This is a genomic window from Amycolatopsis sp. NPDC104863, from assembly GCF_055582965.1.
The window spans coordinates 433,301-451,014 of sequence record NZ_JBVJOW010000001.1 but is presented as its reverse complement, the minus strand read 5'-3'; the positions used below and the strand labels follow the sequence as shown (position 1 = coordinate 451,014).

Genomic DNA, 17,714 nt, shown 5'->3' with positions numbered 1-17,714 from the left:
GACATCCGGGTGGCCGTGCCCCGGAACCGGCTCGAAACGGCGGATCGCCGCCATTTCGACGTGATAACAAACTGCGCTGTTGGCTTCGCCTTTCTGGCGCCCGAGTGAGAGCACTTCAACCGCCCGGCAACCGCGGCCTAGGCTTTTCCTTCGGCCGGGAAAACGTTTCCCGGAACTCCACCGCGAAGGAATCGAGGACCATTCATGCGAAGACGCATGCTGGGGGCGGTCCTGCCCCTGGTGCTCGTGACGGCCACCGCCGCCCCGCTGCCCGCGACCGCCGACCCCGCGCCCGCCGCGGTCTCGGCGCTGACGAAGTCCGTGCAGGGCACCGGATCCCCGGCCGCCCACGGTGCCACCCCGAACTGGGTCGTCGGCTACGAGGACCACGCCACCGGGACCGGCGCCGCCGCCATCACCGACGCGGTCGGCGCGGGCCAGGCCTTCCAGTCCGGTTCCCTCCACGCGCCGCCGGGCTGGACGCCGTCGTGGTCCACCGACGGCAGCACCTTCACCGACACCGAACCCGCTTCCGGCGTCACCGCCGTTCGGGCGACGAACCCGGACGCCGGACCCGACGCGACGTCGTTGTCCGCCGCGCTCACCCCGCCCGTGCAGGCGGTGACGACCGCGACCGGCGGCGACGGCTTCTCGCCGATCCTCTACCGCACCCCGGGCGGCGTCCTGCAGGCCTGGAACATCTACCACCACCTCGGCGCGACGTCGCCGAAGGTCGTCTGCACCAACCTCGCCACCGGGCAGCGCTGCCCCGGCGGCACCTGGCCGAAGGTGCTCAACACCGCGCCGGGCCCGCTCGGCACGCTGGGCGCCGGCGACATCGCCAGCACCATGGTCGAGCAGTACGTGCACGACCCCGCCACGCCCGCGAAGGTCTACTACCCCGCCGTAACGGCCGCGTCGGTCGGCGTCGGCTGCCTCGACATGGCGGCCGCGGCCAACTGCGGGTACTGGGCGCTGGCCCCCACCGGTGGGTCGCCGCCGGTGAACAGCATCGGCGGGTTCGTGCAGAGCGGCCCCAACCTCTACGGCGTCGTCAGCAGCGGCGCGGTCGTCTGCTGGACCATCGCCTCCCAGAGCGCCTGCGGCGGCCAGCCGTACGCGCCGATCGTGCCGGCCGCCAACCAGCCGTACGTCTACGGCGCGCCGGCCCTGGTGGCGGGCAAGGTGTTCACGTCGACGTCGAGCCCGGGCACCGCGCAGCAGCCGTCGCTGGGCTGCTTCGACCCGTCGACGGCCACGGCGTGCGCCGGCTGGGCGTCGTCGAGGCCGACGGGACCGGCCGGGAACTACAACTACAACGCCTACACGGCCTTCAACACGGCCGGCGACGCGGTCGGCGCGTGCGCGTCGACGACCGGCGGCACGAACGTCACGACGTGCTACGCGCTCGACGGGTCGACGCTGGCGGCGCCGGCCGGCCCGGCTTCGCTGACGGGCGGGGTCTACGTCTTCCCGCCGGAGGTCGTCACCGACCCGAGCGGCCACGTCCGCAGCTACCTGCCCATCTGGAACGGCGGCTACCCGGGCGCGACGCTGTGCCACGACTGGACGACGGCATCGGCGTGCGCGGGCCTGCCGGCCGTGATCACGCACGGCGTGGCCACGCGGGACTACGGGTACACGTTCGACCCGCCGTCGGGCTGCCTCATCGGCCTCGGCGACGCGGGCGTGCTGTTCTCGATGGACCCGGCAACGGGAGCGACGCCGTGCGTCCGGTCGGGCGGCCAGGTGACGCTGCGCCCGGGTGACTTCTACTGCGACGGCGGTTCACACGTCCAGGGCTACACGGCGGCGCGCCTGACGGGTGTCGACCCGGCGAACGTCGACTTCGCGGCGTCCCGGGTCACGGTGGTGGACCAGGCCAACGCGGTGGTCACGACGCCGGGCTTCGCCCCGGACGGCTCGGTCGACCTGACCGGCGTGTCGGTGGCGGCGCACCCGTCGATCACCGTGACGACAACACTGGTGCTGCACAACGGAACCGGCTTCAGCGGCCGCCTGGTCGTCGACTACGCGGGGGACGCGCCGCAGCTGTGCTTCCGCACGACGATCGCGGCGGACTGCGCGGTGACGTCGGTGGAGAACACGGCGACCGGGACGGATTCGACTGGTTCGTTCACGTCGAACACGGTGACGCTGCCGGTGGCGCCGGGCTCGTCGTGCACGCCGAACGTCAAGGTGGAGAAGGAGATCTGCACGTCTGCGTCGGCTTCGAAGTGCGGACCGGGTGGCGCCGGGCCGTGGGCGAAGCAGGCGGGGGTGGGTCTGCTGGGCCTGCTCAACGCGACGGCGTACTGGCGGATCACGGTGACGAACCTCGGGCCGGTCGGGATCACGTCGGCGCAGGTCGTGGACAGCGTGGAGCCGTCCTGTCAGACGGGTCCGTTCACGCTGGCGGCGGGCCAGGCGAAGCAGGTGTACTGCTCGACGTACGCGTTGCTGAGCCTGTTCCCGATCACGAACCAGGCGAAGGTGAGTTACGTGCCGGTGAACGTTCCTCCGGGGACTCCGCCGTCGCACACCGGATGGTCGTCGGCGAAGGCGTGTTCGCTGCTGTGCATCCTGTAGGGGGTTGAGGTGACGGCCCGCGGGGAAGTTCCCCCGCGGGCCGTTCCCGTTCGAGCCGACCTGCCGGACTTCGCGCACGACCCGGTCGTCCACAACGGACGGACCTTGGGCGTGGCCGAGTTCCAAGCCCTCCTGGAGCGCGACGCGGACCGGGTCGCGTGCCGCATCCGGTTCGACTGCACGCCCGTCGCGGACTTCCGCGGGTTGCCGACCGCCGGGAAGACCGTCTCCTTCGCCGAACACGTCTTCCGCGACCAGCTCACACCGTGACGGGTTCTTCCGCTGAATCCGCCACGGTCTCCGGGGACACCGCCGGCGCCATCAGCACCGCGCACAGCGGGACCGCCATCGCGATCGCCGCCACGACGAACACCGGGAACAGAAACGAGAACACCTCCACGCCCGCCGGGTCCGGGGCGCTCATGTCCATGGTCATGCGGACCGCCGCCATGCCCGTGTAGTGCATGCCCGTGACCGCCGCGGCCATGATGAAACCGGCCAGCAGCCGCAGGGACAGGCGGTCGAGGAACACCGCGAACCACAGGGCCGCCGTCGCCGCCACCACCGCGATCACCACCGACAGCGCCACCAGGAAACCGTCGTAGCCGAAGTCGCCCTTCACGCGCAGGGCGGACATTCCCGTGTAGTGCATGACATTCACGGCCAGTCCCGTGATCACGCCACCGAGGGCCAGCCGCCACCAGCCGAACTTCGCGCGGCCGCCCACCACCAGCAAACCGGCGAACACCGCCGCCACCGACAGCAACGCCGAGAGCACCGTGCGGAAGACGTCGTAGCGCACCGGCATGCCCGGGGTGCTGAAGCCGAGCATCGCCACGAAGTGCATCAGCCAGATGCCGACCCCGCCGATCGAGATCGCCGCCAGCACCAGCCAGCGGATGCGGTGCCGCTCGTTCGCCGCGTGACGCGCCTGCACCGCGCACGCGAGGCCGAGCGCGCAGCCGACCACCGACGTCAGATAGGCGAGCACGAGCAGCCAGTGCCCGAGCGCGAAGTGCTCCATGGTGAGTCCTTTCAGAGGTCGCGCAGGCCGTGCAGCACGCGCTCCATCAGGTCGTGGCGGTCACCCCAGCTGGACGTGTCCGACAGCGTGTCGCGGACGATCACCAGCCGTTCCTCCATCAGGTCCGAGACGAGCACGCGGACCACGCCGAGCGGCAGTCCCAGCAGCGCGGCGATCTCCATCAGCGACCGCGGCCGGACGCACAGCTCGGTGACCTGCGCGAACGCGCTCGACGACTGGTAGGCGAGCTCCGCGCGGCCGGCCGCCGTGGTCTCGACGAGCGCTTCGACCGCGATCTCCACCGACGGCGCCGTCCGGCCTTCGGTCCAGGCGTAGGGGCGGGCCAGCGCCGGGCAGCGGCGCGGCTCCCCTTCGTCCGGGCCGGGCGGCGCGTACCCGGTCACCGCCGGTCCTGGGCCACCGGCATCTCGCGCGCGGGCACGTCGACCTTCTGCCCCACCCGCTCGACCAGCATGGTCATCTCGTAGCCGACCAGCCCGATGTCACAGCCGGTCGAGGCGAGGACGACCAGGTTCGAGCCGTCACCCACGCTCATCAGCAGCAGGAAACCCTGCTCCATCTCGATCACCGACTGCACCACCCGGCCGGCGGTGAACAGCTCCGCGGTGCCCAGCGACAGGCTCGACAGCCCGGCCGCGATGGCCGCCAGCTGGTCGGCGCGCTCGCGCGGCAGGGTGTCGTCGGCCGCCACGAGCAGCCCGTCGGCCGACACCAGCACCGCGTGCGCGACCCCCGAGACGTCCTGGACGAACCCGTTGACCAGCCAGTTCAGCGTCGCCGTCCGTTCGGGCGGCGGCGGTGCGGGGAAGGCCAGCGTTCCGGTGTGGCTCCGCGCCGACGCCTCGCGTCGCAGATGCACGTCGGGAAGTTCCGTCATCGGGGTTCCACTCCGTCCTCTCCGGATTCTTCGGCGCGGGCCGCGGTCTGCTGCCGGGCCGCGCGCATGCCCTGGTAGTGCCGGGACAAGCTGTTGCGGACGGCGGTGGCGTCGCGGAACGCCCCGCTCGCCTGCCCCCGCGCGCGGGGCAGGGCCGCCCCGGGCGCGAGCTGGGCCCCGGGCCGCCGGGTGGGCAGGCCGGCGTCGGTCAGTTGCTGAACCGCGGGTTTGAGAGCGTTTTCCGCGGCCTGGCGCGCCTGCTCGGCCGGGCCGCCCCAGTCCGAGACGCGCGCGGCGGGCAGTTCGGCGTTCGCCGCGTGTTTCGCCGCACCGGGTTCCGCCGAGGCGGACCGGTTCGGCGGCGCCACGGGCCGCTGGATCGAGGTCGGCCAGTCGGCGCCCGGGATCCCGCCGGGCTCGGCCACGCCGGAAGGGTCCGACGATCCGGCGGCGACCGGGAACACGCCGGAGTCGCTGGGAGTCGGGGAAGCTGCGGCCGGGTCGGCCAATTCTCCGGAGACGGCGGACTCGGCCGACGAGGACCGGTCGCCCGAAGCGGCGGCAGAGTCGGCGGCGGCTTGGCGTCGAGCCGCGACGGCTCGATCCGCACCGGACTCTCCCGGCGGGCGACCAGCCGACGCAGCTCGATCCGCGCCCGAGTCTCCCGCCGAGCGACCAGCCGACGCGGCTCGATCCGCGGCCGAAGCCGCCCGATCCGCGCCGAGCTCCGTCGCCGAACGACCGCCCGATACAGCCCGATCCGCACCGGACTCCGCCGCTGGACGACCGGCCGAGCCAGCCCGATCCGTGCCGGATTCTCCCGCTCCATGCCCGTTCTTCGGCGTTCCCTCCGCCGAACCATCCGGCTCCCCGTCGAAGTCCGCGGCGGCGTGCCCATTCGCGGGCGGCCACTCCACCGGACTACGCCGCAGCACCGGCTTCGCGCCCGGCTCGGTGAACCAGCTCGTCACGACCTGCTCGAAGATCGGCGTCGACGCCTGGGCCGGCACCACCGGGGGCCGCGCGTGTCCGTTGCGGTGCGCGGACTCCAGCGCGAGCCGGCTGCCGCCGATCGGGCGGGCCAGGTCGGCGATCACCAGCGCGCCGGGCACGTGGACGCTCGCCGTGACCCCCTGGTGCCGTGTGCCCGGGCCGGTTGCGCGCAGGCGGACCGTCACGCCGTGCAGCGCGGCGAGCCGGCCGACCACGAACAGGCCCATCCGGCGGGTCGTCTCCGGGCCGACCGTCGCCGCCGCGGCGAGGCGGGTGTTGACCGACTCGAGCTCGGCGGCCGTCATGCCGAGGCCCTGGTCGACGACCTCGATCAGCAGGCCGCCGTCGGCGCCACGATCGGCGGTGAGCGCCACCTTGTGCTCCGGCGGGGAGAACCGCGTCGCGTTCTCCAGCAGCTCAGCGAGGATGTGGACGACGTCGGCGGCCGCTTCCGGCTGCACCGAGCTGCGTGGCGCGTTGCCGAGCGCGACGCGCCGGTAGTCCTTGACCTCCGAGGTCGCGGCCCGCAGCAGGTCGCGCGTGGGCACCGGCTCGCGGCCGTGCCGGACCGGGCGGCCGCCGGCGAGCACGTGCAGGTTCTCGCCGTTGCGGCGCAGCCGGGTGGCGATGTGGTCGACCCGGAACAGCTCGTCGAGCCGGTGCGGGTCCTGCTCCCCCGCCTCGAGGTCCTCGATGATCGTCAGCTGCTGCTCGACCAGCGACTGGCTCCGCCGTGACAGCGTCATGAACATCTCGCTGACCTGCTTGCGGAGGTCGGCCTGCTCGACGGCGAGCCGGACGGCCTGGCGGTGCATGTCGTCGAAGGCGTGGGCCAGCTGCCCGATCTCCTCCTCGGTCCGGATGCCGACCGCGGGCACCGCGCGCCAGTCGACCTCGGTGCCGTCCCGGACCTGGCGGACGGTCTCCGGCAGCTGTTCGTGCGCCGCGCGCAGGGCCGCCGCGCGCAGCCGGCGCACCGGCGTGACGAGCGACCGCACCACCAGCAGGGCGATGGCGAGCGCGCCGAGCAGCGCGCCGAGGACCAGGGCCGTGTCCCGCAGTGAGTCCGCGCGGGCGTCGTCCGCCGCCAGGGACACGTTCGAAGACAGCTTCGCCGTGACGTCGTTCAGCACGGCCGTGACGCCGGTGGCTTCGGCGGTGATCGAGGGCAGGGACGACGCGAGCGTGCTGTTCCCCGGGTTCTGGGCGGCGTCGAGCCGGCCGTCGGCGGAGCTCGTCGCCGCGGTGAACCGGGCCAGCAGGTCGCCCGTCAGCTGGTGCTCGGCCTGTTCGCGGAGCACCTCCTGCTCGGCCTCGGTCCGCACGACGGCCGGGCGCAGCGAAGCGTCGTCCGGGCTGGCCTGTGCCGCCCGCGCGTAGGTCTCTTCGGTGGCGAGCTCGCCTCGCAGGTGCACCAGCAGCCGGGCGGTTTCCGTGCCGACGGCGGTCTCGCTCCCGACGTCGGCCGGGATGAGCGTGGGCACGAGGTCGCCGAGGGTGGCGATGACGTCGTTGTAGCCGGCGGCCTTGGTGCGGACGTCGCCGACGCCGGCCCCGGCCGCCCGGATCCCGGCGAGCTTGCCCAGCACCGTGTTCAGCGTCCGGCCGGCGTCGCCCGGGAGCGGCGCGAAGCTCGTGTCGCGCTGGATCGCGGCCACCTTCGCGTCCACGGTGGCGGTGAGCGTGGCCGGCGCGCCGGCCGGGACGGCGACCGCGGCGACCATCTCCTGGCCCAGCGAACCGGTCAGGTCGATCGTGTCGCGCAGCACCGGCAACCGGTCGCGCGCGGCGGTGAGCTCGGTGGCCCGGTCGAGCTCACCCTGGATCCGGACCTCCGCGAGCGCCACGGCGACCAGGACGGGCAACAGCAGGACGACGCTGATCTTGGTGCGGACGTTCCAGTTGGCCGGCCACCACGCGGCGTCCGCCGCGCGGCGGACCGTGGACCTGCTTTCGTGCATGGCGGAACCGCTCGATTCCCAGCCGTGCGGCTGACTTCGAACTCGGACAGGACGAGGAGACCCCAAGCCGACCAAGGACGTCCGAGCGAACCGGGCACCGGCTCCCGAACCGGTGGAATCGCCTCTCTCCCGAGCCGGGGAAGACGTGGCGTTGATCGAGCCGACCAGCAGAGAACATCACGCCCGGCGCCCTTGTCAACCCTAAGCATCGGCGTTTCGAAGGGCCGGTATTGAATTCTTTCCCCGGCTCACGCATTGTGTTCCGACGGTCGCTGCTTGCACACCGTACAAGAGTGTTCGCCCAGCTCCAGGGCCTACTGGGCAGTAAAGGACAAAGGTCGGCAGAATTACCCACAGGAGTTGCCGCGGCCGGGCCGGAGAACATTCAGTGGCGAAGTCCGCCATTGTTCGAATGGTGTGTTATTAATTCCCGCGCCGCCCGGGTGAGCCTGCTGGCGCGCCGGACGGCAGAATCGACCGCTGTGACGAACGGGACGGATGGGGTGGAGACCGACACGGCCGGGCACGGCAAACGGGTCGGGTGGGTCGAGCTGTACTTCGACCTCGTGTTCGTGTTCGCGGTGGGTCAGGTGGCGCACGGCATCGTCGCCGAGCCGCACCCGGCGCGGGTCGGCGCGGCGCTGGGCCTGTTCGCGACGCTGTGGTGGACGTGGATCGGCTTCGCCGTGCTCTACAACCGCCGCGGTGACGACAGGAGTGCCGTCGACCGGCTGTTCGTGCTCGCCGGCACCATCCCGTGCGCGATCGCCGCGACCCAGGCCCACCACGTCTTCGACGGGCACCCGGCGGTCTTCGCGGCGGCCATGGCCGGGGTCCGGCTGATCCTGGCGGCCGCGCACCGGTGGCCGGCCCGCCCCGGGCTCGACCAGCGCCGGATCAGCTGGGGTTACACGTTTTCGGCCGTCCTGTTCGGCGTCTCGACGCTCCTCCCGCAGCCGTGGGTCTACGTCCTGTGGGCGTTCACCCTGCTGCAGGAGGCGGGGTTCCTGCTGCTCGGCGGCCATCCCGAACGCCGGCGCGGCGAGCCCCGCGAGCGGCCGACGCGGGCGGCGCGGATGCGGGAGATGTTCGCCCCGCCGCGCGACCCGGGCTTCGCGGTCGACTCGGCCCACCTCGCCGAGCGCTTCGGGCTCTTCATGATCCTGCTGCTCGGCGAGCTGGTGATCACCGTCGGCACGGCGGCGCTCGAGCGCCCGGCCGACGACACCGGCTACTGGCTCGCCATGGCGGGCGGGCTGGTCCTGGCCGGCGCGCTGTGGTGGGTGTACTTCACCTCGGCCGCGGAGTTCAACGAACGCATGCTCGACGTCTCCGGCGGCAACCCCGCGCTCGCGTACTCGCTCTACGCGACCGGCCACCTGGCGCCCGCCTTCGCGCTCGTGCTCGTCGCGGCCGGGGTGAACCTGTCGCTGCACGAGTCCCCGCCGCACGCCGCGTCGTGGTTCACCACCATCGGGCTGACGATCTACCTGGGCGGCACCGGGGTCTTCACGGCGGGCCCCCGGCGCTGGTACCTGGGCGTGGCGCGGATCGTGGCGCTCGCGGCGACGGTGTGCCTCGCCCTCCTGGACCGGGTGCTGCCGGCGCCCGCGGTGGTCGCGATGATCGCCGTCTGGGGGGTCGGCGCCGCCGCCGCGTCGTCGGCGATCCGGCACCGGGCGCTCGACCGTTTCGGCGAGAACCCGCTGGAGTTCCTGCAGCGCCTCGCCGAAGGGCGCCACTGACGCCCCGGCGCCGTCAGGGCAGGCCGGTGAGGTCGGCCAGCAGGGCCATGTGATGGGTGAAGTACTCGGCCCGCGCCTGGATGAGGTCGTCGAGCCGGCCGAAGACCTCGAAGTTGACCAGGCCGAACAGGTGCGTCCACGCGACGCACACGCGGTCCAGCCGTTCCTCCGACAGCCCGCCGGACTGCGCCTCGATCAGCAGGCGCAGGTCGGCGCGGACCGGGGCCGGGATCGGCGACCCGTCGGGCACTTCGCCCGGCGCTTCGGCCGCGATGGCGGCGAGCGCGAGGACGACTTTGGCCGCCGGGGCCACGGTTTCCTGCGGGGCCGCGTAGCCCGGCACGGGGTTTCCGTAGAGCAGGCCGTACTCCGCGGGGTGCGCGAGCGCCCAGGACCGGACCGCGCCGCCGAGCGCGAGCCACCGGCCGCGCAGGTCTTCGCGCGGGACCGCCGCTTCGGCGTCGGTCGCCGCGGTGCCCAGGCCTTCGTAGGCGTCGATGATCAGCTCCGTCAGCAGGGCGTCGCGGCTCGGGAAGTACCGGTACAGCGCGGAAGCGACGATCCCCATGTCCCTCGCGACGGCGCGCAGCGAGAGGTTCGCGCCCTGGGCGGCGAGGTGCCGGCGGGCGACCTCCTTGATCTCCTGGTGCATTTCCGAGCGGACCCGGGCGCGCAGCGACGAGGCGGACATGGGCGGCACAGCCGGAGAGCACCCGAACTCGACGAGACCAGTGTTCTTAGTCGAGAACAGTGTTCTCTCACTTCGTCGCGAAGACGTTCCCATGGCCATGCACGGTGTTGTCGGCGCCGGTCCCCGTAGGCTCGGCCACCGCCCGCCTGCTCGCCGCTCGGCGTGACGAGGTCCGCCTGCTCACTTGCGGCGGCAGCCCAGCGCCGGACGGCGTCGAGCGGGTCGCCACGGACGTTGCCGACGCCACCGCGCTCACCAAGCACACCGAAGGCGCCGTCGCGCTCTACAGCTGCGCGAGACCTGCCACCGACTGGCCGCCGATCGGCGCGGCTCGCCTGGAGAAGGTCGAAACCACCGGGCCGGGATCGGCGACACCGGGCAACTCTGCGGCGCCGTCGACGGCCCGATGACCGAAGACCTGCCGATGCGCCCCAACTCCAGGAAGGGCGAGGTGCGCGCACGGCTGTGGGCCGACGCGCCGGCCGCGCACGAGGCCGGCCGGATCCGCACAGCAGAGGTGCGCACGTCGGACCATCTGGGCACGAGAACGGCCGACAGCCAGGCATGGGGACGGCCGTGGCACGTGCCGACCGCGCCGGCGGTCTCGGTCCGCCGGCTCGCGATCCGCGCCGCCGAGCTCGCGGGCGCGCCGGCGGCCCCTGTTACCAACCCGGCCAAAGGCAGGCCGACCCTCGAACGACAGGTAACCGTTCCTCCGAGAGCCATTCGGCCGTGACCGTGGTCGGGTTGGTAACGAGCAGCACAGTACGACGATGCCCGCCGTCGCCCTGCGGCTCGCCGGGCTCTTCACCCCGGCGGCGCGGGAGATGGTCGAGGTGCAGTACCAGCTGCGCGGCCCGTTCGTCCTCGACTCGTCGGCCGCGACGGCGGCGTTCGGCATCGAGCCGACGCCGACCGACGACGCGCTCCGCGAGACGATCGACAGCCTGCGTGAACCGGTGACCCGCTGACCGGAGTCAGCTCTGGCTGGGGATCTCCGTCGCGCGCTCCCAGCCGGACGGCAGCCGGCTGAGCTTGAGCGCGTGGTCGAGCCCGCTGGCCGCGAGTGCGCGCCGGACGATGCGGTTGTCCCCGAGGACGATCCGCAGGGTGGCGTTCTCCCGGACGGTCCGGGCCTGGATGTCCCCGAGGACGGCGAGCCCGTCGCTGTCGAGGAAGTCGACCGCGGAAAGGTCGAGCACCAGGACGGGGAACCGGCGGTGCGCCCACGTGCTCAGCGCCGAGCGGAGCTGGGGAGCGCTGTCTTCGTCGAGGGCGCCGCGGATCCGGATCATCACCGCGCCGAAGTACGGGCGGATCACTTCGATGTCGAACGCACTGCGCGGCACACGCGCCGACGGCGTTACGGGGATCGCCGTCGCGGGGGGCTGGACGACTAACATCAATACACGCCTTCATTCTCTGATGACGTGACGAGCGGGCCGCACCGGCCCACTCGAACGCTGGCAAGTCGGAGGGGGAGCGGCTTTCGGAGCCCAGCCGCCACTTCGCAGCCTAGCCTTTGATCCAAACGGCGCAACCCCGCCAACGGCCGAACCCGGCACGCCCGCACGCGGCCCGCCCGGCCCTGCGCCAAACCACCCGGCCGGGTGAACTCCGGCGTCCCTTGACAGCGACGCCGGCCTTGCGCATCCTGACACGTATCAGGGTTCCTTATATCTAGTCTTCCGGAGCTCCGCCGCGAACGCGAGGGAACTCCCGGTGTGGCAACAGGAACCCTGTCACCGGCGTGAAGGAGGCGACTGCCGTGACCCGCTCCCCCGGCCCGGCCGACTTCGGCCTGGGCAGCTGGCCCGCGCGGCGGGCCCGGATCTCCCCCGGCCGCCCCGCACTCGTCGGACCGGACCGCACGTTGACGTACGCCGGGCTCGCCGACCGCGTCGAGCGGCTGGCCGGCGCGCTGACCCGGCTCGGCGTCCGCCCCGGCGACCGCGTGGCCTACCTCGGCGTCAACGCCTTGACCGTGTTCGAGACGCTCTTCGCCACCGCCCGCTGCGGCGCCCTGTTCGTCCCGCTCAACTACCGGCTCTCCGGCACGGAAGTCCGGTACATGCTCGACGACAGCGGCGCCTCGGTGCTCGTGCACAGCCCGGACACCGACCCGCTCGTGCGCGACGCCGGTCCGCTGCCGGAGACCGTGCGGCACGTCCTGGCGACGAGCCCGGCGGGCGGTCTGGACTTCGAGGCGGAGCTCGCGGCGGGCGGCACCCCGCCGTCGGCCGGGGTCCGGCTGGAGGATCCCTGCCTCCTGCTCTACACCTCCGGCACCACCGGACGGCCGAAGGCGGCGGTGCTCACCCACGGGAACCTCACCTGGAACACCGTCAACCAGCTCGCCCACCTCGACGTCCTGGGCACCGACAAGGCGCTGTGCATCGCGCCGCTGTTCCACTGCGTCGGGCTGGGCCAGATCACGCTGCCCACGCTGTTCAAGGGCGGCAGCGTCGAGCCGGTCGCGAAGTTCGAACCCGGCGCGGTCCTCCGCCGGATCGGCGAAGCCGGGATCACGAGCTTCTCCGCCGTCCCCACGATGCTGGAAATGCTGTGCCGGCACGAAGACTGGGGCCGCACGGAGCTCGGCTCGCTCACCTGCGTGCTCTACGGCGGCTCGCCGGTCGCCGAACGCGTCGCCCGCGCCTGGCTCGACCGCGGGGTGAAGCTCCTGCAGGGCTACGGCATGACCGAAGCCGCGCCGGGCGTCTCCATGGCCACTCATGAGGGCACGCTCGACCACCCGGTCGCCGCCGGGGTGCCGCACTTCTTCACCGACGTGGCCGCACTCGGCCCGGACGGCACGCCGGAACCGCTGGGCGGCTCGCCCGCCGAGCTGCTGGTGCGCGGCCCGCACGTCTTCGGCGGCTACTGGCGCCGGCCCGAGGAGTCGGCCGCGAGCTTCGCCGGCGACGAGTGGTTCCGCAGCGGTGACGTCGTCCGCGTCGACGAGGACGGCTGGGCCCACGTCGTCGACCGGGTCAAGGACCTGATCATCTCCGGCGGGGAGAACGTCTACCCCGCCGAGGTGGAGGCGGCCGCGCTCCGGCTCGACGAGGTCGACGCGTGCGCCGTCGTGGGGGTGGCCGACGAACGCTGGGGCGAGGTCGGCGCCGCCTACGTCGTCCTGCGGCCCGGCGCGCGGCTGGACGCGCCGGCGTTCCGCGCCCACCTCGAGCGGCACCTCGCCCGCTTCAAGGTCCCGAAGCACGTGCAGTTCACCGAGGCGCTGCCGCGCAACGCCACCGGCAAGATCCGCCGCGTGGAACTGCGCGCCCGCGCCGCCGAAACCTTCCCGAACGGACCCGCATGACCACCGCTCTCCTGCCCCCTTCCCTGCGCCTGGAGCTGAAGGACGACGTCGCCGTGCTGTGGCTCTCGCGCCCGGCGAAGCGCAACGCGCTCGACGACGCCACCGTCCTCGGCCTCGAAGCGTTCTTCGGCGCGCCGCCGCCGGGCGTCAAGGCCGTGGTGCTCGCCGCGGACGGTGACCACTTCTCCGCCGGGCTCGACCTTTCCGAGCTGACCGAGCGCGACGTCTTCGAGGGCCTGGAGCACTCGATGATGTGGCACCGCGCCTTCGAGCGGCTCGAACGCGGGCGCGTCCCGGTGGTCGCCGTGCTCCGCGGCGCGGTGGTCGGCGGCGGGCTGGAACTGGCGGCGGCCGCACACATCCGCGTCGCCGAGCCGTCGGCGTTCTACGCGCTGCCGGAGGGGCAACGCGGACTGTTCGTCGGCGGCGGGGCGTCGGTGCGGGTGCCACGGCTGATCGGCGCGCACCGGATGGCCGACCTGATGCTCACCGGCCGGGTCCTCGACGCCGACGAAGGCCACGCCGCCGGGTTGTCGCACTACCGCGTCGACGACGGCTTCGAGCACGCGCTCGGCCTGGCCCGGCGGATCGCCGCGAACTCGCCGGTCACGAACTTCGCCGTGCTGCAGGCGCTGCCGCGCATCGCCGAGGCCAACCCGGCCGAGGGCTACCTGATGGAGTCGCTGATGGCCGCGGTCGCCAGTGGCAGCGGCGAGGCGAAGGAACGGATGCGGGCGTTCCTGGACGGCCGCGGCGGGAAGGTGGGCCGATGATCCTGCGCCCGGTCGCCCCCGACGTCCGCGAGACCACCGAGATCGGCCGCTACCTGACCTGGCTGGCCGCCCGCGGCCACGTCTTCGACGACTACGCCGCGCTACACCACTGGTCGGTGACCGACCTCGACGGCTTCTGGACGTCGATCAAGGACTTCTTCGGCGTCCGCTTCCACTCCCCCGCTTCGGGTGTCCTGCCGGACCGGCGGATGCCGGGCGCGGAGTGGTTCCCCGGCGCGACCCTCAACTACGCCGAGCACGCGCTCGGCGGTCCTGCCGACGAAGTCGCCGTCATCGCGTATTCGCAGACCCGGGACCGCGTCGAGCTGACGTGGGGGCAGCTGCGCGACCAGGTCGCGCGGGCCCGCGCCGGGCTGATCCGGCTCGGCGTCGGCCGCGGCGACCGGGTCGTGGCGTACCTGCCGAACATCCCCGAGACCGTCGTCGCCCATCTCGCGGTCGCCGGCCTGGGCGCGGTCTGGGCCTCCTGCGCGCCCGAGTTCGGCGCCCGCTCGGTGGTCGACCGGTTCGGCCAGATCGAACCGCGGGTCCTGCTCACCGTGGCCGGCTACCGCTACGGGAGCAAGGACGTCGACCGCCGCGCCGAGGTCGCCGAGATCCGCGCCGGCCTGCCCACCGTCGAGCACGTCGTCCACGTCCCCTACGGCGACCACGACCTCCCGGGCACGCTCGCCTGGAGCGACCTGCTCACCGAGAGCGCGCCCGGGTTCGAGCCGGTCGGCTTCGCGCACCCGCTGTGCGTGCTGTTCTCCTCGGGCACCACCGGCAAGCCGAAGGCGATCGTGCACGGCCACGGCGGGCTCCTGCTGGAGCACCTGAAGAACCACTGCCTGAGCTGGGACCTGCGCCCGGGCGACCGGATGCTGTGGTTCTCCACCACCGCCTGGATGATGTGGAACGCGCTCGTGTCGGGGCTGCTCACCGGCGCGTCGATCGTGCTCGTCGACGGCCACCCGCTGCACCCGGACCTGGCCTGGCAGTGGCGGCTCGCCGCCGAGACCCGCGCGACGCTGATGGGCGCGAGCCCGGGCTTCCTGATGGCGTGCCGGAAGGCGGGCCTCGACCCGGCCGCGTCGTACGACCTGACCGCGCTCCGGCAGATCGGCGCGGCGGGCAGCCCGCTCCCGGCCGAGGGCTACCACTGGGTGCGGGAGGTCTTCGGACCGGACGTGCTGCTCAACGTCGGCAGCGGCGGCACGGACGTGTGCAGCGGGATCGTCCAGGGCGGCCCGCTGCAACCGGTGCTGGCCGGCGAGATCTCCGGGCCCTGCCTCGGCGTCGCCGCGAAGGCGTTCGACGAGCACGGCGCCGAAGTGACCGGGGAGCTCGGCGAGCTGGTCATCACCGCCCCGATGCCGTCCATGCCGGTCGGGTTCTGGGGCGACACCACGGGTTCGCGCTATCGCGAAACGTACTTCGGCACCTATCCCGGCGTCTGGCGCCACGGCGACTGGATCCGGTTCGCCCCCGGCGGCGGCTGCGTCATCACCGGCCGCTCGGACGCCACCCTCAACCGCGGCGGCGTCCGGCTCGGCACCGCCGAGTTCTACGCCGTCGTCGAGGAGCTGCCGGAGATCGACGACTCGCTCGTCGTGCACCTCGAAGACCCCGCGGGCGGCAACGGCGACCTGCGGCTCTACGTAGTGCTCAGGGACGACGCGGTCCTCGGCGATCCCTTGCGCCGCAAGATCGTCACGGCGTTGCGCGACGCGCTGTCGCCGCGGCACGTGCCGGACACGATCACCGCCGTCCCGGTGGTCCCCCGCAACCGCACCGGGAAGAAGCTGGAGCTGCCGGTGAAGAAACTCCTGCTCGGCGCCCGGGCCGAGGACGTCGTCGGCCGGGACGTGCTGGCCGATCCGACCGCCCTCGACTCCTTCGGGGCGCTCTCGTGAGCACCGTCGCGGTGGTCGGCACCGGCGTCATCGGCGTGAGCTGGGCGAGGCTGTTCCTCGCGCACGGCCTCGACGTCGTCGCGACCGATCCGGCGCCCGATGCCGAAGAGCGGCTGCGCAGGGCGCTCGAAGGCACGGATCGGCTGCGGTTCACCGCCGACGCCGGTGAAGCGGCCGCCGCCGCGGACTTCGTGCAGGAAAACGGTCCTGAGCGCGAAGACGTCAAGCACGCGCTGTTCGCCGTCCTCGACGAAGCCGCGCGGCCGGACGTGGTCCTGGCGAGCAGCTCGTCCGGGCTGCTGCCGAGCGTCATCGCGCGCGGCTGCGCGCACCATCCCGAGCGAGTTGTGATCGGGCACCCGTTCAACCCGCCGCACCTGATCCCGCTCGTCGAGGTCGTGCCGGGCCGCGACACCGCGTCCGAGGTCGTCGACCAGGCCGTGGAGTTCTACACCTCGGTCGGGAAGCGGCCGATCCGGTTGTCGCGCGAGCTGCCCGGGCACGTCGCGAACCGGCTGCAGGCCGCGCTGTGGCAGGAGGCCTACTCGCTGGTCGAACGCGGGGTCGCGACGGTCGCCGACATCGACACGGCGATCGCGTACGGGCCCGGCCTGCGCTGGGCCGTGCTCGGCCCGTTCCTGAACCAGCACCTGTCCGGCGGCGCGGGCGGGCTGGCGCACGTCCTGCGCCACCTCGGGCCGCCCACCGAAGAGTGGTGGCGTGACCTCGGCCGCGTCCACCTGACCCCGGAGCTCGCCGAGACGCTCGTCGCCGGGGTCGACGCCGAGCTGGCCGGCGCCGACGAACGTTCCCTCGTCGCCGCGCGCGACGCCGTCCTCGACCGCCTGCTGGCCGCCAAGGCCGCGCAGCCCGACCTGCCCTGAAGCCGGAGCTCCCATGGACCTTTCCGCACTGACCGCCATCGACGTCCACACCCACGTCGAGCAGGACGGCCACGGCTGCTTCGCGCTCGACCAGGACCTGCTGGACGCGTCCGCGAAGTACTTCCACGCCGGCCAGGACCGCACGCCGACGGTCGCCACGATCGCCGAGCACTACCGGGCCCGGAAGCTGGCCGCGGTCGTCTTCACGGTGGAAGCGCCGGCCGCGACCGGGCACCCCGCGCTGTCGAGCGAGGAGATCGCCGACGCGGCCGCCGAGCACCCAGACGTGCTCATCCCGTTCGGCTCGGTCGACCCGCACGCCGGGAAGGCCGCCGTGCACCGCGCGCGGCGGCTGGTCACCGAGCACGGCGTGCGCGGGTTCAAGTTCCACCCGAGCCTGCAGGCGTTCGAACCGAACGACGTCCGCCACTACCCGCTGTACGAAGCGATCGCCGAGCTCGGTGTGCCGGCGCTGTTCCACACCGGGCAGACCGGGATCGGCGCGGGCCTGCCGGGCGGGCACGGCATCAAGCTGCGGTACTCGAACCCGATGCTGCTCGACGACGTCGCCGCCGACTTCCCGGAGCTGACGGTCATCCTGGCGCACCCGTCGGTGCCGTGGCAGGACGAGGCGATTTCGGTCGCGACGCACAAGGCGAACGTCTACATCGACCTGTCCGGCTGGTCGCCGAAGTACTTCCCGCCGCAGCTGGTCCGCGCCGCGAACACGCTGCTGAAGCGGAAAGTGCTGTTCGGCTCGGACTTCCCGGTGATCACCCCGGACCGGTGGCTCGCCGACTTCGCCGCGCTCGAGATGAAGGACGAGGTGCGGCCGCTGATCCTCAAGGACAACGCCGTCCGGGTGCTCGGGCTGGCCTGAACGTTTGCCCGGTCCGTCCGCGGGCATCCGGGCGG

The 17,714-nt window shown here is 72.9% G+C and carries 17 protein-coding genes; 11 read left to right on the top strand and 6 right to left on the bottom strand.

Annotation, left to right across the window (positions count from 1 at the left end; translation table 11 throughout):
* Positions 1–204 precede the first annotated feature (204 nt).
* Both ACZ63J_RS02115 and ACZ63J_RS02110 read left to right on the top strand, forming a co-directional pair.
* Positions 205–2,589 (top strand): DUF7617 domain-containing protein, encoded by a 2,385-nt coding sequence (locus ACZ63J_RS02115; protein WP_465407887.1) that lies wholly within the window; start codon positions 205–207, stop codon positions 2,587–2,589.
* Positions 2,590–2,598: 9 nt separating this feature from the next.
* Positions 2,599–2,859, top strand: coding sequence for a hypothetical protein (locus tag ACZ63J_RS02110; protein ID WP_465407889.1), 261 nt, complete (start codon positions 2,599–2,601; stop codon positions 2,857–2,859).
* Here ACZ63J_RS02110 and ACZ63J_RS02105 read toward each other — a convergent pair.
* Genes ACZ63J_RS02105 through ACZ63J_RS02090 form a run of 4 tightly spaced genes read right to left on the bottom strand, consistent with a single transcriptional unit; the run spans position 2,849 to position 7,465 of the window.
* Positions 2,849–3,613 (bottom strand): MHYT domain-containing protein, encoded by a 765-nt coding sequence (locus ACZ63J_RS02105; protein ID WP_465407891.1) that lies wholly within the window; start codon positions 3,611–3,613, stop codon positions 2,849–2,851. The two genes, ACZ63J_RS02110 and ACZ63J_RS02105, sit on opposite strands and share 11 nt — an antisense overlap.
* Positions 3,614–3,624: 11 nt before the next feature.
* Positions 3,625–4,017 (bottom strand): DUF742 domain-containing protein, encoded by a 393-nt coding sequence (locus tag ACZ63J_RS02100; RefSeq protein ID WP_465407893.1) that lies wholly within the window; start codon positions 4,015–4,017, stop codon positions 3,625–3,627.
* Complete coding sequence (locus ACZ63J_RS02095; protein ID WP_465339244.1) at positions 4,014–4,511, bottom strand: roadblock/LC7 domain-containing protein; 498 nt, start codon at positions 4,509–4,511, stop codon at positions 4,014–4,016. The genes ACZ63J_RS02100 and ACZ63J_RS02095 overlap by 4 nt, the downstream gene beginning before the upstream one ends.
* The gene (locus ACZ63J_RS02090) at positions 4,508–7,465 is read right to left on the bottom strand and encodes a sensor histidine kinase (RefSeq protein WP_465407895.1); all 2,958 of its coding nucleotides are present in this window, start codon (positions 7,463–7,465) and stop codon (positions 4,508–4,510) included. The genes ACZ63J_RS02095 and ACZ63J_RS02090 overlap by 4 nt, the downstream gene beginning before the upstream one ends.
* Positions 7,466–7,947: 482 nt before the next feature.
* Here ACZ63J_RS02090 and ACZ63J_RS02085 point away from each other — a divergent pair, with 482 nt between their 5' ends.
* On the top strand, positions 7,948–9,210 hold the full coding sequence (locus ACZ63J_RS02085; protein WP_465407897.1) for a low temperature requirement protein A: 1,263 nt from the start codon (positions 7,948–7,950) through the stop codon (positions 9,208–9,210).
* Between the two features lie 13 nt (positions 9,211–9,223).
* On the opposite strand, the gene ACZ63J_RS02080 is transcribed toward ACZ63J_RS02085, so the two are convergent.
* Positions 9,224–9,901, bottom strand: coding sequence for a TetR/AcrR family transcriptional regulator (locus tag ACZ63J_RS02080; RefSeq protein WP_465407899.1), 678 nt, complete (start codon positions 9,899–9,901; stop codon positions 9,224–9,226).
* A gap of 59 nt (positions 9,902–9,960) precedes the next feature.
* Here ACZ63J_RS02080 and ACZ63J_RS02075 point away from each other — a divergent pair, with 59 nt between their 5' ends.
* Genes ACZ63J_RS02075 through ACZ63J_RS02065 form a run of 3 tightly spaced genes read left to right on the top strand, consistent with a single transcriptional unit; the run spans position 9,961 to position 10,872 of the window.
* Positions 9,961–10,311, top strand: coding sequence for a hypothetical protein (locus tag ACZ63J_RS02075; RefSeq protein ID WP_465407901.1), 351 nt, complete (start codon positions 9,961–9,963; stop codon positions 10,309–10,311).
* Positions 10,308–10,637, top strand: coding sequence for a hypothetical protein (locus tag ACZ63J_RS02070; RefSeq protein WP_465407903.1), 330 nt, complete (start codon positions 10,308–10,310; stop codon positions 10,635–10,637). Before ACZ63J_RS02075 ends, ACZ63J_RS02070 begins: the two co-directional genes overlap by 4 nt.
* A gap of 37 nt (positions 10,638–10,674) precedes the next feature.
* Positions 10,675–10,872, top strand: a complete 198-nt coding sequence (locus tag ACZ63J_RS02065; RefSeq protein WP_465407905.1) for a hypothetical protein — start codon at positions 10,675–10,677, stop codon at positions 10,870–10,872.
* A 6-nt stretch (positions 10,873–10,878) separates the two neighbouring features.
* Here the strand turns inward: ACZ63J_RS02065 and ACZ63J_RS02060 are convergent, their stop codons facing one another.
* Entirely contained in the window at positions 10,879–11,304 is a 426-nt protein-coding gene (locus ACZ63J_RS02060; protein WP_465407907.1) for an STAS domain-containing protein, read from the bottom strand.
* Positions 11,305–11,669: 365 nt separating this feature from the next.
* Here ACZ63J_RS02060 and ACZ63J_RS02055 point away from each other — a divergent pair, with 365 nt between their 5' ends.
* Genes ACZ63J_RS02055 through couO form a run of 5 tightly spaced genes read left to right on the top strand, consistent with a single transcriptional unit; the run spans position 11,670 to position 17,679 of the window.
* Positions 11,670–13,226: an acyl-CoA synthetase gene (locus ACZ63J_RS02055; RefSeq protein ID WP_465407909.1), complete on the top strand. Its 1,557-nt coding sequence runs from the start codon at positions 11,670–11,672 to the stop codon at positions 13,224–13,226.
* Entirely contained in the window at positions 13,223–13,999 is a 777-nt protein-coding gene (locus ACZ63J_RS02050; protein ID WP_465407911.1) for a crotonase/enoyl-CoA hydratase family protein, read from the top strand. Before ACZ63J_RS02055 ends, ACZ63J_RS02050 begins: the two co-directional genes overlap by 4 nt.
* Positions 13,996–15,915, top strand: a complete 1,920-nt coding sequence (locus ACZ63J_RS02045; RefSeq protein WP_465407913.1) for an acetoacetate--CoA ligase — start codon at positions 13,996–13,998, stop codon at positions 15,913–15,915. The genes ACZ63J_RS02050 and ACZ63J_RS02045 overlap by 4 nt, the downstream gene beginning before the upstream one ends.
* Entirely contained in the window at positions 15,912–16,799 is an 888-nt protein-coding gene (locus ACZ63J_RS02040) for a 3-hydroxyacyl-CoA dehydrogenase NAD-binding domain-containing protein (RefSeq protein WP_465407915.1), read from the top strand. Before ACZ63J_RS02045 ends, ACZ63J_RS02040 begins: the two co-directional genes overlap by 4 nt.
* A 13-nt stretch (positions 16,800–16,812) precedes the next feature.
* On the top strand, positions 16,813–17,679 hold the full coding sequence (gene couO, locus ACZ63J_RS02035) for a 4-hydroxyphenyl-beta-ketoacyl-CoA hydrolase (protein WP_465339234.1): 867 nt from the start codon (positions 16,813–16,815) through the stop codon (positions 17,677–17,679).
* The last annotated feature ends 35 nt before the right edge of the window (positions 17,680–17,714 follow it).

What these genes read in the sequence shown, in the direction of transcription:
- ACZ63J_RS02115 (WP_465407887.1), top strand. Translation starts at nt 205, where the DNA reads ATGCGAAGACGCATGCTGGGGGCGGTCCTGCCCCTGGTGCTCGTGACG.
- ACZ63J_RS02105 (WP_465407891.1), bottom strand. Translation starts at nt 3,613, where the DNA reads ATGGAGCACTTCGCGCTCGGGCACTGGCTGCTCGTGCTCGCCTATCTG.
- ACZ63J_RS02095 (WP_465339244.1), bottom strand. Translation starts at nt 4,511, where the DNA reads ATGACGGAACTTCCCGACGTGCATCTGCGACGCGAGGCGTCGGCGCGG.
- ACZ63J_RS02090 (WP_465407895.1), bottom strand. Translation starts at nt 7,465, where the DNA reads ATGCACGAAAGCAGGTCCACGGTCCGCCGCGCGGCGGACGCCGCGTGG.
- ACZ63J_RS02080 (WP_465407899.1), bottom strand. Translation starts at nt 9,901, where the DNA reads ATGTCCGCCTCGTCGCTGCGCGCCCGGGTCCGCTCGGAAATGCACCAG.
- ACZ63J_RS02070 (WP_465407903.1), top strand. Translation starts at nt 10,308, where the DNA reads ATGACCGAAGACCTGCCGATGCGCCCCAACTCCAGGAAGGGCGAGGTG.
- ACZ63J_RS02065 (WP_465407905.1), top strand. Translation starts at nt 10,675, where the DNA reads ATGCCCGCCGTCGCCCTGCGGCTCGCCGGGCTCTTCACCCCGGCGGCG.
- ACZ63J_RS02060 (WP_465407907.1), bottom strand. Translation starts at nt 11,304, where the DNA reads ATGTTAGTCGTCCAGCCCCCCGCGACGGCGATCCCCGTAACGCCGTCG.
- ACZ63J_RS02050 (WP_465407911.1), top strand. Translation starts at nt 13,223, where the DNA reads ATGACCACCGCTCTCCTGCCCCCTTCCCTGCGCCTGGAGCTGAAGGAC.
- ACZ63J_RS02045 (WP_465407913.1), top strand. Translation starts at nt 13,996, where the DNA reads ATGATCCTGCGCCCGGTCGCCCCCGACGTCCGCGAGACCACCGAGATC.
- couO (WP_465339234.1), top strand. Translation starts at nt 16,813, where the DNA reads ATGGACCTTTCCGCACTGACCGCCATCGACGTCCACACCCACGTCGAG.